Origin of the sequence: Arthrobacter sp. ISL-5 (genome assembly GCF_018613835.1) — a bacterium.
Classification (GTDB): domain Bacteria; phylum Actinomycetota; class Actinomycetes; order Actinomycetales; family Micrococcaceae; genus Arthrobacter.
In genome coordinates, this window is record NZ_JAGGPM010000041.1 from 25,918 (window position 1) to 48,591 (window position 22,674).

Annotated in this window: 17 protein-coding genes; 2 read left to right on the plus strand and 15 right to left on the minus strand. The window is 65.7% G+C overall.

Annotated features, from left to right (window positions below; all coding sequences use genetic code 11):
* Positions 1–180: 180 nt before the first annotated feature.
* The 8 genes from ureG to J7I89_RS20825 all read right to left on the minus strand — a co-directional run bounded on the left by ureG (position 181) and on the right by J7I89_RS20825 (position 7,403).
* Complete coding sequence (gene ureG, locus J7I89_RS20790; RefSeq protein ID WP_214974255.1) at positions 181–798, minus strand: urease accessory protein UreG; 618 nt, start codon at positions 796–798, stop codon at positions 181–183.
* A 12-nt stretch (positions 799–810) separates the two neighbouring features.
* Positions 811–1,524 carry an urease accessory protein UreF gene (locus J7I89_RS20795; protein WP_214974257.1) on the minus strand — a complete coding sequence of 238 codons (714 nt, stop codon included), beginning with the start codon at positions 1,522–1,524 and terminating at the stop codon, positions 811–813.
* On the minus strand, positions 1,505–1,987 hold the full coding sequence (ureE, locus tag J7I89_RS20800) for an urease accessory protein UreE (protein WP_214974259.1): 483 nt from the start codon (positions 1,985–1,987) through the stop codon (positions 1,505–1,507). Before ureE ends, J7I89_RS20795 begins: the two co-directional genes overlap by 20 nt.
* 9 nt (positions 1,988–1,996) lie before the next feature.
* Positions 1,997–3,754: an urease subunit alpha gene (ureC, locus tag J7I89_RS20805; RefSeq protein ID WP_214974261.1), complete on the minus strand. Its 1,758-nt coding sequence runs from the start codon at positions 3,752–3,754 to the stop codon at positions 1,997–1,999.
* Positions 3,751–4,098 (minus strand): urease subunit beta, encoded by a 348-nt coding sequence (locus tag J7I89_RS20810; protein WP_214974263.1) that lies wholly within the window; start codon positions 4,096–4,098, stop codon positions 3,751–3,753. Before J7I89_RS20810 ends, ureC begins: the two co-directional genes overlap by 4 nt.
* Positions 4,099–4,107: 9 nt before the next feature.
* Positions 4,108–4,410 (minus strand): urease subunit gamma, encoded by a 303-nt coding sequence (locus tag J7I89_RS20815; protein ID WP_214974265.1) that lies wholly within the window; start codon positions 4,408–4,410, stop codon positions 4,108–4,110.
* 103 nt (positions 4,411–4,513) lie between these two features.
* Positions 4,514–5,518 (minus strand): LacI family DNA-binding transcriptional regulator, encoded by a 1,005-nt coding sequence (locus tag J7I89_RS20820; RefSeq protein ID WP_214974267.1) that lies wholly within the window; start codon positions 5,516–5,518, stop codon positions 4,514–4,516.
* Positions 5,519–5,876: 358 nt separating this feature from the next.
* The gene (locus tag J7I89_RS20825; RefSeq protein ID WP_214974269.1) at positions 5,877–7,403 is read right to left on the minus strand and encodes an alpha-N-arabinofuranosidase; all 1,527 of its coding nucleotides are present in this window, start codon (positions 7,401–7,403) and stop codon (positions 5,877–5,879) included.
* A 179-nt stretch (positions 7,404–7,582) separates the two neighbouring features.
* On the opposite strand from J7I89_RS20825, the gene J7I89_RS20830 reads away from it, so the two are divergent.
* Positions 7,583–8,761: a S1C family serine protease gene (locus tag J7I89_RS20830; protein WP_214974271.1), complete on the plus strand. Its 1,179-nt coding sequence runs from the start codon at positions 7,583–7,585 to the stop codon at positions 8,759–8,761.
* Between the two features lie 49 nt (positions 8,762–8,810).
* Here J7I89_RS20830 and araA read toward each other — a convergent pair whose 3' ends face one another.
* The 7 genes from araA to J7I89_RS20865 all read right to left on the minus strand — a co-directional run bounded on the left by araA (position 8,811) and on the right by J7I89_RS20865 (position 21,188).
* Positions 8,811–10,331 (minus strand): L-arabinose isomerase, encoded by a 1,521-nt coding sequence (gene araA / locus J7I89_RS20835; protein ID WP_214974273.1) that lies wholly within the window; start codon positions 10,329–10,331, stop codon positions 8,811–8,813.
* Between the two features lie 97 nt (positions 10,332–10,428).
* Positions 10,429–11,109 carry an L-ribulose-5-phosphate 4-epimerase gene (locus J7I89_RS20840; RefSeq protein WP_214974275.1) on the minus strand — a complete coding sequence of 227 codons (681 nt, stop codon included), beginning with the start codon at positions 11,107–11,109 and terminating at the stop codon, positions 10,429–10,431.
* A complete protein-coding gene (gene araB / locus J7I89_RS20845) occupies positions 11,106–12,836 on the minus strand; it encodes a ribulokinase (protein WP_214974277.1) in 1,731 nt (576 codons plus the stop codon). Before araB ends, J7I89_RS20840 begins: the two co-directional genes overlap by 4 nt.
* 255 nt (positions 12,837–13,091) lie before the next feature.
* Positions 13,092–15,332 (minus strand): immunoglobulin-like domain-containing protein, encoded by a 2,241-nt coding sequence (locus tag J7I89_RS20850; RefSeq protein ID WP_214974278.1) that lies wholly within the window; start codon positions 15,330–15,332, stop codon positions 13,092–13,094.
* A gap of 119 nt (positions 15,333–15,451) precedes the next feature.
* Positions 15,452–17,881 (minus strand): beta-L-arabinofuranosidase domain-containing protein, encoded by a 2,430-nt coding sequence (locus tag J7I89_RS20855; protein ID WP_308159992.1) that lies wholly within the window; start codon positions 17,879–17,881, stop codon positions 15,452–15,454.
* The gene (locus J7I89_RS20860; protein ID WP_214974287.1) at positions 17,862–18,539 is read right to left on the minus strand and encodes a beta-L-arabinofuranosidase domain-containing protein; all 678 of its coding nucleotides are present in this window, start codon (positions 18,537–18,539) and stop codon (positions 17,862–17,864) included. Before J7I89_RS20860 ends, J7I89_RS20855 begins: the two co-directional genes overlap by 20 nt.
* Positions 18,540–18,644: 105 nt before the next feature.
* Positions 18,645–21,188, minus strand: coding sequence for an alpha-L-arabinofuranosidase C-terminal domain-containing protein (locus tag J7I89_RS20865; protein ID WP_214974289.1), 2,544 nt, complete (start codon positions 21,186–21,188; stop codon positions 18,645–18,647).
* 440 nt (positions 21,189–21,628) lie between these two features.
* Here J7I89_RS20865 and J7I89_RS20870 point away from each other — a divergent pair, with 440 nt between their 5' ends.
* Positions 21,629–22,603 carry an ABC transporter substrate-binding protein gene (locus tag J7I89_RS20870; protein WP_308159990.1) on the plus strand — a complete coding sequence of 325 codons (975 nt, stop codon included), beginning with the start codon at positions 21,629–21,631 and terminating at the stop codon, positions 22,601–22,603.
* Positions 22,604–22,674 lie beyond the last annotated feature (71 nt).

The window sequence follows — 22,674 nt, forward strand, 5'->3', positions numbered from 1 at the left end:
GGCCGGGTTTGTGGGCCGCGGCGTGGTGGGCACCGCGATGGGCCCCCTGCTGCGAGGGCCCCGACTCGAGCTTGCGAGAGTTGGGAGCGGCTGGGGACGGGCACGGCCCCAAATCCGGCGAAGCCGCCGGACCCAGCCCGGAGGCCGGTGGGGTGACGACTTGAGGTGCCGCCGTCGTGCTCATCGCGCCAGATCGAGCATCAGGACGTCCCGCCGCACCCATTCGATGACAGCGTCGAGCCCTTCGTCCGTTTTCAGGTTGGTGAAGCAGAAGAGCTTGGTGCCCCTGAACTCACGGGAGTCGCGCTCCATGACGGCGAGGTCCGCGCCCACGTGCGGTGCGAGGTCGGTCTTGTTGATGATGAAGAGATCGGACTTGATCATGCCCTGCCCGGCTTTCCGGGGGATCTTCTCACCCTGGGCGACGTCGATGATGTAGATCGAAAAGTCGACCAGCTCGGGGCTGAACGTGGCGGAGAGGTTGTCGCCGCCGGACTCCACGAAGATCACCTGCAGATCCGGGTGGCGTTTCTTGAGCTCCTCGATGGCCGCGGTGTTCATGGAGGTGTCCTCGCGGATGGCCGTGTGCGGGCAGCCGCCGGTTTCGACGCCGATGATCCGGTCCTCGGGCAGGATTCCGTTGGCAGCCAGGATCTTGGCGTCCTCGATGGTGTAGATGTCGTTGGTGATGGCGGCCATGGAAATTTCGCCGCTCATGTGGCGGGTGAGCCGTTCCACGAGCTGGGTCTTTCCGGCGCCAACCGGTCCGCCGACGCCGATCTTGATGGGTTCAGACATACTTTCCTCCTGCTAACTCATGAACATGCGGGCACGTTGACGCTCGTGCCGCATCTGCGAAATTTCCAGCCCGGGGCTGACGGCGCCGAAGTCGTCCGGCGTGAGGTGACCGACCCTCTCGACGGCGGCAGCAACGCCGTCGGACGCTTTCCGCAACAGCCGCTGGCCGGCGTTCTGCCCCAGCGGGATGGCGCGGACCGCGTTCTGCGTCAGCGACGTGACGGCGGCAAAAAGGTACGCGGCGAGCGCCTCCGGCAGAGGCACCCCCAGTGAACGGGCGACGACGGCGAACGCCAGCGGCTGATGGCCGGCGGAACGGCCCGCGGTCACCAGTTCCCGGTACGCCGCGAGCTCCGGAGACGGGAAGACCTCGTCACCGATTTCCAGCAGCCGCGTGCCCATCTTGATGCTGGCCTCCCGCAACTGCCGCGGCAGGAGCTGCGCCGTCAGCATCGAATCCAGCTCGGCCACGGGAACACCCTCATAAAGGAAGCGGATGGCCAGTCCGTCAGAGTACGTCAGCTGCTGAGAAATAAAAGCACCCAGCCACACCCCAAAAGACCCCTCATCATGGACCAGCCCGCGCTCAATGTAGGTCTCAAACCCCAGCGAGTGCGCAAACGCCCCGGTAGGAAGCGCGGAGTCAGTGAGCTGCTGCAGGGCGAGCTGATAGCCAGGCGCAGCTGAAGCCAAAGGCGCCGCGGAGTTAGTGGCTGTGTTCAGCATGGCGGAAGGGGACTGGCATGACGCGTTCCTGGCGGTCGTACGGCACTCCGACGTGTTTGAGGTAGTCCTCTACGGTGTGGTCGTACTGGCACACCATGACCTCGGCCCCATATTGGGAGGACGCGTCGAAGAACTGGGCCTGCAGGTGACGGTTGCCCAGCGAGTGCGCCACGGTTCCCATCTCGTGGATGGTCCGCGGTGCGATCACCAGGACGTCGGTGGGCAGCACGGACACCACGATCACGTTGGTCTCGGCCAGATGGAGGACGTCGCCGTCCCGAAGGTCCGCCGACCCCGCGGGGAGCCGGATGCCCAGTTCCTTGCCGTGGTCTGTGGTGACGCGCTGGATCCGTTTGACCAGCTGGGCGCTGGGCAGCACCACTTTCTCCTTGTGGAGCCCGAAGTAGGGGTCCTGGCCGGCGGGCTGATCGTGCAGGTTGCCCAGGATCTTCTCGATGATCATGTGGTTCTCCTAGAAGAGGAAGTAGCGCTGGGCCATCGGCAGCACATCCGAAGGTTCGCAGGTGACGTCCTCGCCGTCCACTGTCACCTTGTATGTCTCCGGATCCACCTGGATGTCCGGGGTGGCATCGTTGTACTTCAAGTCGGCCTTCGTGAGCGAGCGGATCCCCGAGACCGGCCGGATGACCTTCTCCAGCCCAAGCTCCGCCGGCACGCCGGCGTCAATCGCGGCCTGGGACAGGAAGGTGATGGAGGACTGCTGCAGGGCCTTGCCGAACGTGGCGAACATGGGACGCATGGTGCGCGGCTGCGGCGTGGGGATGGAAGCGTTGGCGTCGCCCATCAGCGCGTAGGCGATCTGGCCGCCCTTGAGCACCAGTTCGGGCTTCACGCCAAAGAACGCCGGATCCCACAGCACCAGGTCCGCGAACTTGCCCTCCTCGACGGAGCCGATGGTTTCGGCCATGCCCTGCGCGATGGCCGGGTTGATGGTGTACTTCGCCACGTACCGCTTGAGGCGGAAGTTGTCGCTCTCAGCACCGGCGCCAAGAGCAGATCCGTGCGTGCCGGCTGCACTGTCCCCCCGGGGGTCCTTCAGCAGGCCGCGCTGCTTCTTCATCTTGTCCGCCACCTGCCAGGTGCGGGTGATCACCTCGCCCACGCGGCCCATGGCCTGCGAATCGGAGGAGGTGATGGCGAAGATGCCCATATCCTGCAGCACGTCCTCTGCGGCGATGGTTTCGGCCCTGATGCGGGAGTCGGCGAAGGCCACGTCCTCCGGGATATCCGGGTTCAGGTGGTGGCACACCATGAGCATGTCCAGGTGCTCTTCGATGGTGTTGCGCGTGTACGGCAGCGTGGGATTCGTGGAGGCGGGCAGGACGTTGGGCAGCCCGGCGATCTTGATGATGTCCGGCGCGTGGCCGCCGCCGGCACCCTCGGTGTGGAAGGTGTGGATGACCCGGCCGCCGATGGCCCGGATGGTGTCCTCCACGAAACCGCACTCGTTCAGGGTGTCGGTATGGATGGCCACCTGGACGTCGTATTCGTCGGCAACCTTCAGGGAGGTGTCGATCGAGGCCGTCGTGGAGCCCCAGTCCTCGTGGACCTTCAGCCCCACCGCCCCGGCCCGGATCTGCTCGGCCAGCGGCTCGACGGCGGACGCGTGCCCCTTGCCCAACAGGCCGATGTTGATGGGGAGCCCTTCGGCGGCCTGCAGCATGCGCTGGATGTGCCACTTTCCGGGAGTGACGGTGGTGGCCTTGGTGCCTTCCGCCGGGCCTGTGCCGCCGCCCACCATGGTGGTCACGCCGCTGCACAGCGCCGCCGGCACCTGGTCCGCGGAGATGAAATGGATGTGGGTGTCCACGCCGCCGGCGGTGAGGATCTTGCGCTCCCCCGCGATGATTTCGGTGCTGGCACCGATCACAATGTCCACGCCGTCGGCGATCTGCGGATTGCCGGCCTTCCCGATCCTGAAAATGTGGCCGTCCTTCAGGGCGACGTCCGCCTTGTAGATGCCGGTGTAGTCCAGCACCACCACATTGGTGATCACGGTGTCGGGGACGTCCTCGTCGCGGGTGACCTGGCCGTTCTGGCCCATGCCGTCGCGGATGACCTTGCCGCCGCCGAACACCACTTCCTCGCCGTACACGGTGAGGTCCTTTTCAATCTCGAGGAACAGGTCGGTGTCCGCCAGGCGGATGGCGTCACCCGTCGTCGGGCCGTACAGGTCCGCATACTGCCTGCGGGACAATTCGAAACTCACTGTGTTCCCCCTGCGTTTTCCGGTGCGGACTGCGCCGCCCCAAGGCTTCCGTTCACCGCGTTGCTCAGCCCGAAGACCTCCCGGCTTCCGGCGAGTGCGATCAGCCGGACGGTCTTGCTGTCGCCGGGTTCGAAGCGGGCGGCGGTGCCCGCTGGGATGTCCAGGCGGCACCCGTAGGCGGCCCGTCGGTCGAACTCGAGCGCGCGGTTGGCTTCGGCGAAGTGGTAGTGCGAACCCACCTGCACGGGGCGGTCACCGGTGTTAACGACGACGACGTCGATCGCCTCGCGGCCCGCGTTGACCACCACGGGCTCAGCCCGCAGGACGTACTCTCCCGGAATCATGGCATTCCCCTATCGGATGGGATCGTGGACGGTGACGAGCTTGGTGCCGTCGGGGAAGGTGGCCTCGACCTGGACGTCGTGGATCATTTCCGGCACGCCTTCCATGACGTCATCGCGGCTCAGCAGGGTGGTGCCGTAGCTCATCAGGTCGGCCACGCTCCGTCCGTCCCGCGCCCCTTCGATCAGTTCGTAGCTGATGATGGCCACCGCCTCCGGAAAGTTCAGCTTGAGCCCGCGCGACTGGCGGCGGCGTGCGAGGTCGGCGGCGACCACGATCATGAGCTTTTCCTGCTCGCGGGGCAGCAGATGCATTCCAGGAATCCCTTTCTACGGCGGGCACCGCGGCGGCATGCAGGAGCTGCGGTGTGTCCCCAGCGTAGGCGGCGGACGTTTCCGCGAGATTTCGGAGAGCTGCTCAGGGTGCCGAGGCGCGGATCCTCAGCTCAAACTCCACTTCGACGTGCACGCCTTCGTCCGCTGTCTCCGCACCCTCGATCCGATCGATCAACAGCTCAATGGACCGTTCGGCAATCTCGCCCATGCCAGGCGCAACAGTGGTGAGCGACGGCGACGCGAACCGTGCCTCGTCGATGTCGTCAAAACCGGCCACGGCGACGTCCGCCGGCACGTTGACGCCGCGGATCTGCAGCTCGTGCATAGCACCCAGCGCCAGGGCGTCGTTCAGTCCGAAGACGGCATCGAATTCCGCTCCGCTGTCCAGCAGCTTCCCGACGGCGGATGCGCCGCCATCACGCCGCCACTCCGCCGGCACAATGAGCGACGGGTCAAAATCCACTCCTGCGGCGGCGAGCGCCTCCCGATAACCGTTCAGGCGCAGGCCCGGGCTTCCGGCGGAATCCTCCGCCGACGCTCCAATCACTGCTATCCGACGGCGGCCTCCCGCCAGGAGATGGGCGGTGAGCGCCGTGGCAGCTCCGACATTCTTCATGGTGACGAGGTCGAACCGGGGATCTTCGATGTGCTCCCCGAGGATCACCAGCGGCTTGCTTCCGCGCCGGTGGGCCACGGCGTCGGCTCCGAGCGCCAGAGGCGTGAAAAGCAGCCCGTCCGTGAGCTGGCGGAAAGTACCCTGCAGCGCGCTGAGCTCGTTTGCCTCCTCTGCTGCAGACTGCTCCACGAGCACGCGGTAGCCCCGGGCCGAGGCAACGGTCATGAGCCGTGAGGCGAGCTCCGCGTAGTACGGCACGGAAAGGTCCGACAGGACAAGCCCCAGCATCCGGGACTTCCCGGACCGGAGGCTCCGCGCCGTCAGGTTGGCCTCGTAGCCAAGCTCGGCGATCGCATCCAGCACCTTCTGCTTGGTGGCCGGCCTGATGAACTCATAGTCGTTGAGCACGTTGGACACCGTTTTAAGGGACACCCCCGCGGCACGGGCAACATCATTCATGGTCACGGCCATCCAAGGCTCCTTCTCGCGGCGGTTCGTCTGGGTACATCGTTGCAGAAAGCGGACCGCCCCGCCCGCAAGAAATTCCCAAGGTGCCTGGCCCACTCTTTGTCCAAGGTCTCTAAGCTCCGTGGCCGGGCAACGGCGCCTGGCCACGGGGATATCGGGGGGAGACCCACGGGGCGGGTCCCCTGGGCAATGCCGGGGGGTGTTTCTAGGGGACCGCCTGGGGACCCTTTACGGGCTGAGCCTGGAAGCAGATCCCCTCCAGCACGCAAGGCAGGGTGAGGGCCGGCAAAAGCCTTACCTCACCCTGTCCGCCGCGAGCTAGTCACGGGCACAAACGCGGGTCCCGACCGGGCGGTGGAGGTCAGGACTCCACGGCCAGCCGGATCATGGTCCACGAAACCGCCGGGAGAACCGCGGTAATGCGGCCGGCGTCGAGCTTCACGCTCACGTTCTCCGCGGGCAGCACTGAAGTGGAGTCATCCGCCGTCGCGTGCCAGTACGGATCCTTGTTGGCGAAGGTAACGGCCTCGACCAGCCGCGCGTTGCCGAGCCCGGCCACGGCCGCGTCCAGCGACAACGCCTCGGCTGCTGATCGGTTGACGGCGAACACCACTGCCTCGCCGGCCTCGGCATCGAGGGTTGCGACGGCGGAGAGTGCGGCAAAATCCCCGGTCTTGCCGCCGCTGAGCAGCGGGGACTCCACCGCGAGCTGCAGCACGGTGCCCGCTGCGTGCCGGGAGGTCAGTGCGAACGGGTGGAAGGTGGTCTGCTTCCAGGCGCGTCCGCCCGGTTCCGTCATGATCGGGGCGATGACGTTGACCAGCTGGGCAAGGCTTGCCGAGTGGACACGGTCGGTGTGCCGCAGCAGGGTGACCAGCAGGTCGCCGACGACGACGGCGTCCGCCACCGAGTAGCGGTCCTCGAGCAAAGCAGGAGCAACCGGCCAGTCCTTGCCCGAGGGAACCTTGGATTCGTCACGGCTGGCGTGCCAGACGTTCCACTCGTCAAAGGAGATGTTGACCTGCTTCGCGGACTTCTTCACCGACTTCACGTGGTCGATGTGGGAAATGATGTCCCGGATGAAGGAATCCATCCGGTGGCCGGCCGACAGGTGTTCCTGCAAATCGCCGAGGTCTTCGAAGTACTGGTGCGCGGAGACGAGGTCCACGAGTTCGTACGTTTCGGTCAGTACCACCCGCTCCCACTCGCCGAAGGTGTCCATGCCGGGCGCGGAACTGCCGCAGGCCACGAGTTCGAGGTCGGGGTCAACCATGCGCATGGCCCGGGCGGCGTCGGCTGCAATGCGGCCGTACTCCAGGGCGTTCTTGTGGCCGATCTGCCAGGGGCCGTCCATCTCGTTGCCCAGGCACCACATCCTGATGCCGTAGCCCTGCTCGGCGCCGTTGGCCCTGCGCCTGTCCGAGAACGCCGTGCCGCCGTCGATGTTGCAGTATTCCAGCAGGTCCACGGCTTCCTGCGTGCCCCGCGTGCCAAGGTTCACGGCCATCATCGGCTCCACCCCGGCCTTGGCCGACCATTTGGCGAACTCGTCCACACCGACGAGGTTGGGGTCCGTGGAGTGCCAGGCGAGGTCCAGCCTCGCGGGGCGCTCCTCCGAAGGGCCTACGCCGTCCTCCCAGCGGTAGCCGGACACGAAGTTGCCGCCCGGGTAGCGGACCGTGGAGACGCCCAGTTCCCGTGTCAGTTCCAGGACGTCGGTACGGAAGCCGTCCGCGTCCGCCTGCGGGTGGTCGGGCTCGAAGATGCCCGTGTAGACGCAGCGGCCCAGGTGCTCGACGAAGGCGCCGAAAGTCCTTCGCCGGACCGGCCCCACGGTGAAGGCCGGGTCAATGGTGATTTTCGCGGATTTGGCGGCTGGAGTGCCCATCGGTATGTCCTCTTCCTTTTTTCTACAACGTTATAGAAGCTAGTTTGACGGCCGACACTCGCGCCCGTCAAGGCCTCTGGCAACCCGGGCACATACGGGGCTAATTTTTAATCAGCCTCACGTCTTTGATCAGCCTTACGCACAGGCTCCACGCCCGCCCGGAAATGAGAGGAAGTCCAATGAGCCCCCGGCCAGCGACCGCTCATCGCTTGTACCGCACGCTCCGCATACTCGGAGTGGCCGCCGTCCTTGCAGGCGCGGTGTCCGGATGCACCGGGAGTCCGGCCCCGCCGCCGTCGCCGCCCTCCAGCACCTCCGCCCCCGCCTCCCCCGACAGCGCCGCCACCGCCTCCCCAGGCAACACGCCCGGCAGCCCCACGGGCGGCGCCACAGCGGCGAAACCCACCACGGCGCAGCCCACGGCGGGGAAGGCGGCACCGGGCATACCGCAGGGACCCGCGGACATTCCCTCGATCGTCAGCAACGTTCAGCCGTCAGTGGTCACGGTCTTCACCAACGGCGGGCTGGGGAGCGGCGTGGTGTACGCGGAAGACGGGCTCATCCTGACCAACGAGCACGTGGTGCGGGGCAACACTGACGTTGAAGTGGCCTTCGCCGACGGCCGCCGCGTGGCCGGCACCGTGCGGGCCACGGATGCCATCTCCGACCTCGCCCTCGTGGAGGCGAAGCGGACCGGCCTTCCGGTCGCCAAGTTCCAAACCGAGCTGCCCCGGATCGGCGAACTCGCCGTCGTGATCGGTTCGCCGCTGGGATTCGAAAACACAGCGACGGCGGGAATCATCTCGGGCCTCCACCGGGAGATCCCTGGTTCGGCCGCCAGCAGCCAGTCCCTCGTGGACCTGATCCAGACTGATGCCGCCATCAGCCCCGGAAACTCCGGCGGCGCGCTGGTGAACAGTAGGGGTGAGGTGATCGGAATCAGCGAGGCCTATATTCCGCCGCAGGCGGGTGCGGTGGCCCTTGGCTTTGCCATCCCGGCCGCCACCGCCGTCAAGGTGGCGGACCAGCTCCGCGCGGACGGCACGGCCGACCACTCCTTCATTGGCCTGACGCTGGGGGACATCACCCCGCAGATCGCTGAGCGGCTGGGCCTGCCTGACACGCGCGGCGCTCTGGCCCTCTCGGTCCCGGACGGCGGGCCGGCCGCCAAGGCCGGCATCCGGCCCGGCGATGTCCTCGTGAAGCTCGACGGCGAAGAGCTCGCCTCGCCCGAGGACCTGCTCGCCGCCCTGCGGAGCAGGAGTCCGGGACAGACCGTGACCGTCGAGTTCCGCCGGGGAACGGAAACCCAGGAGGTCAAGGTCGAGCTCGTTTCGCGCGCTTCCCAGGCGGGCTGAGCGCGAAACGGACCGCCCCCAGTGCCAAATGCCCGCGAGCCAGATGCCGCTACAGCCCGCCTGCCAGCTTGTAGTACGCGGCATTCCAGTTCAGTTCCTTCTTGAACTGCTTGATGGTGGTGCCTTCGTCGATGGTGAGCAGCTCGGTTTGGGCGATCTCGGCGAAGTCTTCGAACACGTCCATTCCGACGGCGGTCGAGAGGACGGTGTGGTGCGCGGCGCCGGCAGTGAGCCAGGCTGCGGCGGAGGTGGCGAAGTCCGGTTTGGGCGACCAGAGGGCGCGGGCGACGGGCAGGTTGGGCAGCGGTTCGTCGAGGTCCACGACGTCCACGGCGTTGGCCACGAGGCGGAAGCGGTCGCGCATGTCGGACAGCGCCACGACGACGCCGGCGCCGGCGTCGGCGTCGAACACCATCCGGACGGGGTCTTCCTTGCCGCCGATGCCCAGCGGGTGGATTTCGACGCGCGGCTTCGTGGCGGTCAGGGAGGGGCAGACCTCCAGCATGTGCGCACCCAGGATCTTCTCCTGGCCGGGGGTGAGGTGGTAGGTGTAGTCCTCCATGAGGGAGGCGCCGCCGGGCAGGCCGGCGCCCATGACCTTGGCGGCGCGGACCAGGATGGCGGTCTTCCAGTCGCCTTCGGCGCCGAAACCGTAGCCGTCGGCCATGAGCCGCTGGACGGCCATGCCGGGCAGCTGGCGCAGTTCGCCGAGGTCCTCGAAGGAGGTGGTGAACGCGGCCGAGCCGTTGGCGTCGAGGAAGCTGCGCAGCCCCAGTTCGATGCGGGCGCTGTAGCGCAGCGATTCGTGCCGGGCACCGCCCGCCTTCAGTTCCGGGACCACCTCATAAAGGCGCTCGTATTCCGCCACCAGAGCGTCGACGTCGGACTCGGCGGCGCCGTGCACGGCGTCGGCGAGTTCGTTGACGGACCAGGTGTTCACGGAGACGCCGAAGCGGAGCTCGGCTTCGGTCTTGTCGCCTTCGGTGACCGCGACGTTGCGCATGTTGTCCCCGAAGCGGGTCAGTTTCAGGGTCCGGACGGCGGCCCAGCCGGCGGAGGCGCGCTGCCAGGCACCCACCTGGCGGGCCACCTCGGGGTTGGAGGCGTGCCCCACGACGGTCTTGCGCGGGATGCCGAGGCGGGACTGGATGTAGCCGAATTCGCGGTCGCCGTGCGCGGCCTGGTTGAGGTTCATGAAGTCGAAGTCGATGTCCGCCCAGGGCAGTTCCACGTTGGCCTGGGTGTGCAGGTGCAGCAGCGGCTTGCGGAGCAGGTCCAGGCCCTGGATCCACATCTTCGCCGGGCTGAAGGTGTGCATCCACGCGGTCACGCCGATCACGGCGTCGTCCGAGTTGGCTTCGAGCGCGGTGCGCCGGATGGCGTCCGAGTCGGTCAGCACGGGCTTCCAGACGAGCTTCACGGGCACGTCGGAGGAGGCGTTAAGGGCGGCGGCGATCTCCTGGGACTGCGCGGCGACCTGCTTCAGGACGTCCTCGCCGTAGAGGTGCTGGCTGCCGGTGAGGAACCAGACCTCGTAGTGCTCAAGGGAGGTGTTGTTGGCGTGGGGCATGGTGGTTCTCCTGGGAAACTCTGGGATGAAAGGGAAGCGGCGGGGCCCGGCGTTGGGTTTAGCGGCCGGTTGTTGGGCCGAGCGGCCGGGGCTGGGTTTAGCGGCCGTACACGTTCTGGTAGCGGTCGTAGAGCGACTCGATCTGGCTCTGGTCGATGGGCAGTGGCTCGCCGAGCTGCCGGGCAATGTGCACGGTCCGGGCCACTTCCTCGCACATCACGGCAGCCTTGACCGCCGAACGGGCGTCCTTGCCGATGGTGAACGGGCCGTGGTTCTGCATCAGGACCGCCGGGGAGTTAGAGGCCTGCAGGGTCTCCACGATGCCGCGGCCGATCGAGTCGTCCCCGATCAGCGCGAACGGGCCCACCGGGATGGTGCCGCCGAATTCGTCGCCCATCATGGTCAGCACGCACGGGATCGCCTCGCCGCGGGCCGCCCACGCCGTGGCGTAGGTCGAGTGAGTATGCACCACTCCCCCGACGTCGGGCATGTGCCGGTAGACGTAGGCGTGCGCGGCGGTGTCCGACGACGGCGTGAGGGCCGGGTTCTCCCACTCACCGTCCGCGGGGACGCCGTAGAGGTCGGTCACCACCATGCTTTCCGGGGTGAGGTCCGCATAGGAGACACCCGAGGGCTTGATCACCATCAGATCGTGGCCGGGGACACGGGCTGAGACGTTCCCGGCGGTCCAGACCACCAGTTCGTAGCGGGTCAGCTCGGCGTGCAGGGCGCAGACCTCGGCCCGGATGCGGGAAATGGTTTCCAGGAGCGCACTCATGCGGAGACCTCCTCTGCGAGCAGGGACGTGGCCGCCTGGCGCTGGATGGCCTTGAGCCGGTGCATGACGTCGTTGGTTCCTCTGCCGAAGTAATCGTGCAGTGTGCGGTACTCCCGGAAAAGCTCGTCGTACGCGGCAGCGTTCTCCGGGACCGGGGTGTACACGGCGCCCGGGGCGGAGCCCATGGCGTCCGCGGCTGCCCGGATGTCCGGGTACCTGCCGGCGGCGACGGCGGCGTGGATGGCCGAGCCCAGCGCCGGTCCCTGGGTGGAGCCGATGGTGGAGAGCTGCAGCCCGGTGATGTCGGCGTAGATCTGCATCAGGAGCTTGTTCTTCAGCAGCCCGCCGGCGACGATGAACTCCTTCACCGGCACGCCGGAGTCGCGGAAGGCGTCCACGATGGTGCGGGTGCCGAAGGCCGTGGCCTCCAGGAGTGCCCGGTACGTGTCTTCGGGGCGGGTGGCCAGGGTCTGGCCCACCACCACACCGGACAGCTCGTGGTCCACCAGCACCGAGCGGTTGCCGGAGTGCCAGTCCAGGGCGATCAGGCCGTGCTCACCGATCGCCTGGCCGGAAGCCAGCTCGGTGAGGTATTCGTGGATGCCCAGCCCCGCAGCGGCCGCGGCCTGGTGGTATTCCGGCGGAACGCCGTACTTCGTGAACCAGCCGAAGATGTCCCCCACGCCGGACTGGCCGGCTTCGTAGCCCCAGAGTCCGTCGACGATTCCGCCGTCGACCACTCCGCACATGCCGGGCACTTCGCGCAGTTCCGTCCCGTTCATGACGTGGCAGGTGGACGTGCCCATGATGGCCACGAGCTGGCCCGGTTCCACCGCCTTGGCCGCCGGTGCGGTGACGTGGGCGTCCACGTTGCCCACGGCCACAGCGATCCCTTCCGGCAGCCCGGTCCAGGCAGCGGCCTCGGCGGTCAGGAAGCCCGCGGCGTCGCCGAGCCGGCCGATGGTGTGGTCCAGCTTGGCGCTCACGAAGTCCTTGAACTGCGGGTTCAGCGCGGCCAGGAAGTCCTCGGAGGGATACTTCCCGTCCTGGTAGATGCCCTTGTACCCGGCCGTGCAGGCGTTGCGGACGTAGTTGCCGCATAGCTGCCAGACAATCCAGTCCGCGGCCTCCACCCAATGGTCCATTTCCGTATAGGCTTCCGGGTCTTCCTCCAGCAGCTGGAGCCCCTTGGCGAACTCCCATTCGGAGGAGATCAGCCCGCCGTAGCGCGGCAGCCAGGTCTCGCCCAGTTCCGCGGCCAGGGCGTTGATCCGGTCCGCCTGCCCCTGCGCGGCGTGGTGGCGCCACAGCTTGACGTAGGCGTGCGGCCGGTTGGCGAAGCCGGGCACTTCATTCAGCGGCGTGCCGTCAGCCTTCACCGGCACCATGGTGCACGCGGTGAAGTCAGTGGCGATCCCGACCACGGCTGACGGGTCGATCCCGGCGTCCGCGATCGCCGCCGGCACAGCGTTCCGGAGCACGTCCCGGTAGTCGTTCGGCACCTGAAGTGCCCAGTCGCCGGGAAGGCGGGTGCCGCCGTCGGCCGCAACATCGGCCGGAAGCGCCTCGGTGACCACCGCATGCGGATAGTCGAACACCCCGCTGCCGAGTTCCTTGCCGTCGCGGACCCGGACCACCACGGCGCGGCCCGACAGGGTGCCGTAGTCCACCCCGATGACGTAGTTTTCGCTGCCGGGGTTGAAACCGGTGTCATCACTGGATTGCATGCTAAAAACCTCCATCCGGGAGGTGCTGGCCCCTATGCCCGGTATCGAAAACGTAAAAGATTCTCTTAGATTGTGAACGCTAACATATCTACGCGTCAAGCATTGGCGGCGCCCAATTTTAAGGCGCTCAGGCCGCGCTGTTCCCTCCGCCCACCCCGTCGCACCAATGGGGCAGGGGCCCCGCCCTGCTGGGCGGAGCCCCTGCCCTTCCAGGCATCTGGGTCCTTCTTGCGTCAGGTACTTCCCCGTGCCGCCTTAGCCGAGCTGGCTGTGAAGGCGCTCCAGCTCCGTCTTGGTAACGGGCAGGACAGTGCCGTGGCGCGGCGCACGAGGCAGTTCGTAGTTGCTCGCGAGCTTCCAGTCGGGGTTCTCGAGACTGGTACTTTCCAGGGGGATGTAGCCGCGGCCGCCAAACTCATCCACGAAGAGGTAATACTTCTCTTCGGTGTTTGATTTGAAGACGGTCGGCCCCTCCACGCCGCCGGTCCCGGCGTTCTTGCCGATGCAGTTGGCCATCAGGGACCAGTTGCGCGGGTTCGTGGCCGGCAGATCGACGGCCAGCAGATCGGTGGACTTCTCCTGCATGATGTCGAGGCAACCGGAGACCCGGGCCTCGTCCTTGGTGAACCGGTAATAGGTGTTGCCCTCCTTGATAACTGTGGAGTCGATGACCGAATCACCCGGGTCGTTCCAGACCTTGGCTTCGCTGAACGTCCGGAAGTCGCGCGTGGTGGAGTACATCATCTTGTTGTGGGTGCCGCCGGAGTGGTTGGGGTCGTTGTCGGCGTAGATCTTGGAAGCCCAGTAGACGACGTAGGCCCCGATTTTCTCGTCGTAGTGGGCTTCCGGCGCCCAGGTGTTCCCTGCCGTGTCCGGAGAGACCTTCACGTGCCGCTGCCCGGACCAGTTCACAAGGTCCGTTGACTCCCAGACTTCCAGGTACCGGCTGCCTTGGCGCTGGGAGGCGTCCCACGAGGTTCCGCTGCCGATGGAGAGGTCGGTGGCGATCATGTAGAACTTGTCGCCTTCCGGAGAGCGGATGACGAAGGGGTCCCGCAGGCCCTTTGTGCCAAGACCGGATTTCACCACGGGCTGTCCGCCGTTGAGTTCGTCCCACTTGAGCGCGTCATTGCCCCGGCTGGCGGCCATGAAGATGTTCTCTCCGGCGATGTCGTTGCCGGTGAAATACGCGAAGGCGTATCCTTCCTTGGCCTCCGCCTTGGGCAGCGGAAGGACGGCGACGCGAAAAGTCCTCTTCGTCTTGGCCTTGCCGTAGCTGACGAACGCGTGGAGGTTGAGCCGGGCAGGCTCGCTGCCGTAGGCCGGCCGCGTGACCTCGCCGGTGGCGGTGATGACGGACTCGTCTCCCGATGCCCAAACCACGCTGGTCCCGTGCCGGCCGTTCGTGGGCAGGGTGATGTTGCCGCGGATTCCCCCGGCATCCCACACGTTCAGGGCGGCTGCGGCCTCGCTGACTTTCTGCTCGCCGCTGATGTCTTCGAGGACGGTTACGGTGAAGGTCTTCGAAGCCGATGCCTCACCGGAAGTGGCCGTGGCCGTCAGCGTCACGGCCGCGTTTCCCGTCCCGTAAGCGGGACGCGTGACGGCGCCCTTGGACGAGACTGTCCCTTCGTTCGAGGACGACCAGGTGTAGGCCGACCCGTTGGGCCCGGTGAGGGGCAGGGCCAGGTCGGCGGTAACGGCGCTGGTGTCCCCGAGCGAGAGATCCTGCAGATCGAGGGCCACCTTCTCTTCCGGGGAGACGTAGCCGAGCTCGCGCACTTCAGCCGCCGAGAGGGCACGGTTGTAGATGCGGAAGTCGCGGACCTGCCCCTTCAGGTACTTGTCTCCGCTGTAGACCGATCGTCCCAGGTAGTTGGCCGTTGTGCTTCCGCCGCCGATGCTGCCGGGGGTGATGGTGACTCCGCTCCTGCGGGCCACTTCGACGCCGTCCTCGTACAGGACGGCGGTGCCGCCGGCGAGGGTGTAGGTGATGGTCTTCCAGGCGCCTCGCGCCAGGTCCCTGCCGGCATTGGCAGTCTGCTCCGTTGACCAGTTACCGCTGGCGATCGAGGTGCGGTACGAGTTGCCGGTGGTGAACAGATAGCCGTTTCCGGTGCCGTTGCTGGTATTGCCGAGTCCCCAAATGAAATAGGGGGTGGCCTGATCCGAAGCGAGCTTCACGTCCGTCGAGACGGTGATGGAGTCGAGGCCCCGCATGACGTCGTTGGGAAGGCGGACATGGGCGTTGGTGCCGCCGAGCTGCAGGCCTTCATCACCCAGGCGGCTGGCGTCGCCGCTGATCGCGCCGTTGCGTCCGTTTCCGGAGGTGTCTTCGGCAACGGTTCCGGTCGGTTCGGTCAGGTTGTATTTGAGGACCAGGCCGTCGTCAATGGCGGCCTGGGCGGGGGCGCCGGCGGCGAGGCCACCAAGAACAAGGGCAGCCGCTGTAAGGACTGCCGGCCCGGTGCGGGATCTAAGTGGAATTAGGGGCATGGATGATGCTTTCGTTAGGGCGGCAACGGCGCCGCGGTTGACGGGTCTTGGGGGCAGGCCCTGGGGCCTTGGGAAGCCGCAGCTGCGCGGCCCGGTTCAGGAGATTATGAGATCAGTAGTCAGGAGGTCAGCCTGACGATGAGGGCCTGCGCACCGCTCACCAGGATGTCCTGGAGGGCCTGGTTGTCCAGGCTGCGCCCGGCGAAGTCGAGGTACTGCTTCAGGTACCGCACAGCCTTTGCAGTGGATTTCTCCGCGAGTGCTTTCCGGGCGGCTTCCAGCCGGGCGCCGAGCATCGCGTGCGCCTCGGCTGTCATGGTGCCGGCGGTGCGGGCTGCATCCGCAACGGCCTGGAGGTCATCGATCTCGCCGGCCGGAGTCGTGAAGGCTGCGCGCTGGGCACACCGGTAGATGCGGTCGGCGTCAGCTTGGGAAAGGGCGCCCTCGATGATCCACGTGCTGTTCACCTGGGCGACGCGCTTCAGCAGTTCAGGCTTGTTCACGAAGGAAGCGGCGTCCCAGACGTCGTCGAGCAGGGTGGTCTTGTTGGCCCGTGCGGGGTTGGTCACGCCGGAATCCACGCCGCCAAACACGACTTTCGGCTCATTGCGCCGGAAGTATGAGTGGAATGCGTCCGCCGTTCCTTCGAGGAAGGGCGCCAGCTCAACGCCGGACAGGGTGAAGTGCAGTGGCTTGCCGGCAACCGGCTGCACGGCCGGGGCGAGGTCTCCGTTGAGCTTGGCCGTAGCGTACAGACTGAACGGCAGGAAGGTAGTGCGGCTGTCCCGTGCCACCAGGTGCACAGGTCCGTACATCAACGTCTGGACTCTCGGGTCGTCCAGGGCCCTTTCGGCACGGAGCGTGAACGGCATGTCAATCTCTACAGAGTCGCCGCTCTTCCACGCCCTGGGAATGTTGAGGTAGGTGCCGGGTACCGCCTGTCCGTCGACTGGGGTTCCGTTGACGCGGACGGTGAAGCCTGCCGTCGCCCATGCCGGAACTCTCAGCCGCAGTTCGAACTGGCCGTCGCCGGCGACCGTAAGTTTCGACCGCTGCTCGAGCGGATATGTGGTCTCCTGCGTCACTGTTAGGTTCTTGTCCGCCCAGTTGAGCTCGGAGGGAATATAGAGGTTCACGTACAGTGCGCTGTTGTCCTCGGCAGTGAAGTACACCGAATCCTGGTACTTCGTGGCCGACTCCATGCCGGTGCCTTCGCAGCAGGTGGTCCCGTTCTTCGGGGTGAAGTCGCGGACTGCGCCAGGCTGAAGGCCGATGAAGTAGGTCGCAAGCGGCAGCTCCGCGCTGTCCTGGTCCTGCTTCGAGCCAAGCACCTGGTTCAGGAGCGCGCGTTCGTAGTAGTCCATGTATGCGGGGTTCTGCTCCTTGAAGAACAGTTCGCGGGAGAGCTTGAGCATGTTGTAGGCGCAGCAGGTTTCGGCGTCCGTGTCATGCAGCGTGCTCGCAATCTGGTTGGGCGCCTTCCAGAATTCGGTCTGGCTTGTTCCGCCGATGCTGTAGGTTCGCGTGCCTGCGATCATGCCCCAGAAGTTGCGGGCGGACCTGAGGTACCTCTCATCGGCGGTCTTGTTGTACATGAGCATCAGCCCGGTGAAGATCGGGATGTGCTGGTTGGCGTGGAGGCCGGTGAGGACGTCCTTGTTGGCGGCACACGCGTCGATGAGGGAGTCGAGATCGAAGTATTTGGCGAGTTCCAGGTGCTCCGGTTTGCGGGAGTGCCCGTGGGTCTCAAGGATGGCTTCCACGATGCCGCCGAACTCGCCGCTGGAGAAGATCCCCCACATGCGCTGGCGGACGGCCGGGGTGAGCCTGCTGAGCCGCGAGTGCATCCAGTCACAGAGGCCGACCGCCAGGTCAAGGGCCTTCGGTTCCTTCGTGGCCGTGTACGCATCCAGCAGGCCTTTGAGGATCTTGTGCGCGGTGTAGTACGGGGCCCAGACACGGTAGTAGTCAGGGGTGGTCCTGCTCTCGAGTTCGATGAACTGCGTTTCGGGGTAGGCCGCGAGGAACCCGGGGTGGCTGGGCAGGCCCCAGGTGCGCCGCAGGGTGGCGTGACGGCCCTTTCCGGACGCGTCGGCCAGTGTCGACCCGCTGGTCTCGCTGCAGGCGATGGAAATGACGTCCCCGCCGCCTGCCGAGGTGGCGGACGCGCGCGTCCCGGCCAGCTCTCCGATCTGCCCCGCGGTCAGCGCCGCTGACCAGATGTTGACGTCCTGGTACCCGCCCGCGTAAGTCGGGTCGTTGTACTGGGAACGGCCCAGCCACACGTTGCCCAGGCTCCCCAGCATCGCGGGGGTCAAGGTCATGGCGGAGTTTTGGCCGACGCGCTGGCCATTGACGTACAGTGTGCCCGTCCCGCCGTCGAGCGTGACCGCAACATGGCTCCATTCGTTGACCGGCAACGGCGAGGAACCCACGATCGTCTGTTCGCCGCCCGCGAAGTTCCGCGTGATGGCGAACCGGGGAAGCCCGCTGCCGTCGCGCGGCGTCAGGAAGGCGTAGGTCCTGGTGTCATTTCCGAAGTCGAATATCCGCGCCCGGTTTCGCTGCCGCTGTGGGGCGCACCCATGCTGCGAACGTCATACTGTGAAGCCCGTCGACCGATCCCGGAGGCAGCTGACCGTAGAGATAGGACCCCCGGGCCAGCTCGACGGCGGAAGCGGAAACCCGGCCGGTTGTTGCCTGGACGGAGGGATCCTGCGAGAGCGACTGCCGGCATTCGTGGAGCGAGGAGACCAGGTTCTGCAGCTTCGTCCCGAACACCTCCTCCCCGGTGCTGGCATAGGCCTGGGCCAGCATGGACATATGGTGCCCGGTGAAATGACCCCTCAGGTTCCCGTTCGCTTCGCCGTCGAGGCCTTCCCACCCGCCGGCCGGCAGGGGCGTTACGCCGGCAATCGGCCGGAGGCCGGCGTTGGCCCGGAAAACATTGATGTAGCGGCGTTCGTCGTAGCCCCGGGCGAAGTTGAGGATCAAGTCGCGCTTCCGGGCGAAGACTCCGGGGCCCAGCGCGACGTCTGAAAGTTTGAAGGGGCGAAGGGCAAGCGCGGCGGTAACGCCGCCGGTGGCTGGCAGGGGCCCCTGTGCGGCGGCTGCCGTGGCCGCGGTTGCAAGCGAGGGGAGCCATGGAAGCGCCGCTGCGGCCGCTCCAAGCCTGAGGATATTGCGCCTGGATACTGGATTCGTCATTGGATCTCCGATACGTTGTCGCGGGCTGCCGCGGAAGTAGGGCAAGACAGGTGGCCCGGCCGGCTCGCCAGCCGGGCCACCTGTGGTCAAGCCCGGGTTACGTTCCTATTTGCGTGTGCTGCCGTCGGTAAGCCGGATGAAGGTCACCGAATTGGGCTCGAAGGTGTAGGTGAACTTCGGCCCTGCCCCGTTGAAAGCGCTCGCCGCGGAGGCGAGGTTCTGCCCGTCCGCAGTCTCGGTGAGCGTCGTCACGGCAGCGGTGGCGGCAATGTTGGCTGCGCCTGTGACGCTGACGTCCACGGGAGTCCGCTCAGCCGAGGTGTTGACCACCTTGACGATGGTGTCGCCTGATTTTGCGTCCTTGGTGACCACGGAGTAGATGGGATCGGCCGGCGTATCGTCCACCGTGCCCCACAGGACGTTGTCCAGGTACAGCTTGGCGGTGCGCCCGGTGACCTCGATGCGGATGTCGTATTCGTGTCCGGTTTGGATCACAGTGTTCTTTTCCAGGACATTCGTCTTGCCGCCGTTGACGGCTTTCTCGACGACGGACTTCGAGTTGTTCCAGCCGCCCAGGTTCCACCAGAAGTAGTTTCCGGTGTCCTTGACTCCGAAGGAGACGAGGAACCCTTCCGAGCCCGCCAGCTTTGTTGCCTTGGTGTTGAGCGTGTAGTTGCTCCAGTCGGCATTTCCGGCCGTCACCATGGTGTTCTGGGCGGTGGTGCTTGACTGCACGTAGGCGCCGTCCTGGATGGACCAGGATCCGGTGCCGTTGCCGGTCCACGCCGCAGCCGTTCCGGAGAAGTCATCGCTGAACAGTGTTGCGCCGTCGTTGCCGGTCACCTGGACGTCGTCATAGCGGGCGGACGTGGCCCAGGTGGACAGCCCGATCTTGCCTGCAATCGGAGCCACGGTCGAGGCCGGGTTTTCCTGGGTGCTCGGCACCACCTGCGTGCCGACGTTGTTCATGAACAGCTTCTGGACCTCGTAGTTGGGGGTGGTCCGGACGGACGTTCCGTTGAAGAACATCATGTCCGGGCTCCACTGCGTGTTGGCCTCATTCGCGATCAGCGGCGCGTAGGACGCCATCTTGACCACATCTGCGTTCCGCTCGAGGCCGGTCATGTACGAAGCTTCCGCGAGGGCGTTGAAGGGTTTGTTTCCACGGGAGGCGTACTCGCCAAGGAAGACCTTGTAGCTGTTGCGGTCGTAGGAGTCGTAGCGGTGGTTGTTGTTCAGGAACCAGGACGGTTCGTTGTAATAGTGCTCGTCGACGAGGTCGACGCCCGTGTCAGCGTTGAACTTGGCGAGGTCGTCGAATTCGGGACCCTGGCTGAACGGCCCCGTGTTTCCGATGATCTTGATCTCGGGGTGGGCGGCCCTGACGGCGTTGTAGAACTGGGTGAAGTATTGCTTGAACTCGGGCTTGTACTCCTCGTTGCCCAGGCCGATGCGGTCCAGGTTGTAGGGCTCAGGGTGGCCGTATGCGATGCGCTTTGCGCCCCACTCGGTGCTGGCGTCGCCGTTGGCGAATTCGATGAGGTCGAGCGTGTCCTGGATGTAGCGGTCAAGGGTGGCCTGGTCGGGAGCGGACTTGTTGTCTCCACAGCCCGTGACACCCACGGGAACCACCGGCACAGGGACTGCGCCCATGTCCTCTGCCCACTGGAAGTACTCCATGTAGCCGAGGCCGTACGTCTGGTTGTAGCCCCAGAAGTTCCGGTTCGCCGGGCGCTGCTCCACCGGCCCGATGGTGTCCTTCCACTGGTACGTGCGGGCGCGCGTGTAGTTGGGGGCTGAATAGGTGTCATAGCTTCCGGTGTTGACGATGCAGCCGCCCGGGAAGCGCAGGAATCCGGGCTTCAGGTCTGCGATCTTTTCGGCGAGGTCCTTACGAAGGCCGTTTGCCCTGCCGTTCCACGTGTCCTGGGGAAACAGCGAAATCATGTCGAGCCGGACCGTTCCGGTTCCCTGAACGACTGTCGCCAGCCGGCCCGCTCCGGTGGAGGACTTGGGCGACAACGTCAGATGGTACTTGGCCCAGTTGTCACCCTTGATTTTGATCGTGGCGGTGGCCAGACGGGTGCCTTCCGGTGTCTCCAGCGTTACGGCAAGGCTTGTACCGGCGGGGTTGGACGTGCGTGCCCAGACTGAGTAGTTGTATTTCTTGTGCGCCTCGAGCTTCTGCCCGGCGTTCCAGCCGCTGTTGCGGACGCCGACACCGGCGGCGCCGCCTGCGCCGGCGCTGACGGCGTCGATCTGCAGGTAGTTCCGGTTGTTCTCGTTCAGGCGATTGCCGTCATTGACGACGGCGACTGTTCCGTCGCTGCCCCGCCTGAGAGTTTCCCAGGCGGTCATGGGCGTGTAGGTGCGGTTGTCCCCGGAGTTGAATTCAAACGACCGGTTCTGGACGAGTTCGGCGTAAATGCCGCCGTCGGCGCCCTGGTTGATGTCCTCGTAGAAGGCCCCGTACATGGTGGGATCGATCGAAGGCCCGGTCTCGGCGGCATTGATGTTGATGGTTCGGTTGGTTGCTGTCTCTGCATTGGCGCCCAGCGCCGGGGCCAGTGACAGCATCGCTGCTGCCAGTGATCCGGCAAGCGCCATGGTGCAGGCCCGCTTTGCGGGACTTGGGGATTTCGATGGCATGGAAGAGATGGCCTTTCTCCATTGAACGGTCCGCCGGCTCGCCGGCGCAGCTCAGGCAAGGCGGCCGCCGACAGTTTCGCAGGATGCAAAACCGTCCCCGGGCGTGGCCGCCGGTGAATGGGTAAACAAAAGCTGTTAACGCTAACAAAGTGCGCGTCGGGAAAAGTATTCGACATCTTTGCAGTGTTGTAAAGGGCCTTGACAACAGCGGCAGCCGAGTGGATCACGCCCGGGGCACCCTTCCGGGATTCCAATTGGCCCGCCCTCCGTCGGCGCGGCCGGCCGGCCAGTCAGCCAAGTCGCCAATTTGTGACCCTGGCTACTTGACGACATTCTTTGTTAGCGTTCACAATGAGTCGCAGAGCGCATCAGCTCACTTGCAGCAATGGCGGTGTTCGAATTCTCCCGCCTGCATGTAACTACGCTTCCGGGAGGATGTTGTGTTTAAGAAATCCCTAATTGCGGTTGCCGCCGCATCAATGCTCACGCTGACAGCCTGCGGCGGAACCGGCAGTGCTGCCGGCAACGCGGGCAGTGACAAGATCACCATGGGCTTTGCCCAGGTCGGCGCCGAAAGCGGGTGGCGCACCGCAAACACCAAGTCCGTACAGGAATCCGCCAAGAAAGCGGGGGTCGATCTGAAGTTCTCAGATGCCCAGCAAAAGCAAGAGAACCAGATCAAGGCGATCCGTTCCTACATCCAGCAGAAAGTCGACGTCATTGCGTTCTCCCCCGTGGTGGAGTCCGGCTGGGACACGGTACTGAAGGAGGCCAAGACGGCGAAGATTCCCGTCATCCTCACCGACCGGGCGGTCGACTCCTCTGACAAGACCCTGTACAAGACGTTCCTCGGTTCTGACTTCGTTGAGGAGGGCAAGAAGGCGGGAGCCTGGCTCGTGGAGGATTCGAAGGCAGCCGCCGACACCGTCAACATCGTCGAAATTCAGGGCACCACCGGATCCGCTCCGGCGAACGACAGGAAAGAAGGGTTCGAGGAAGCCATCAAGGCCAATCCGAAGCTGAAGATCATCGCCTCGCAGAGTGGGGACTTCACCCGCAGCGGCGGCAAGCAGGTCATGGAGGCCTTCCTCAAGAACAACCCGGACATCGACGTTGTCTTCGCGCACAATGACGACGAGGGCCTGGGTGCCATCGAGGCCATCGAAGCGGCCGGCAAAGTTCCCGGCAAGGACATCAAGATCGTCACCATCGACGCGGTGAAGGACGGCATGACCGCCCTGAGCAACGGCAAGATCAACTACATCGTCGAATGCAGCCCGATGCTCGGCGACCAGCTCATGGACCTTGCCAAGAAGGTTATCGCCGGCGAGACCGTCCCGGAACGGGTGGTCACCGAGGAAACCACCTTCACCCAGGAGCAGGCAAAGCAGGTCCTTGCCAGCCGCCCCTACTGAGTCCCGGCGCCCTGAACGCCCGTGCGGCGGCGGATCACCGCCGCCGCTCGGCCGCCCGCCGCACGGCAGAC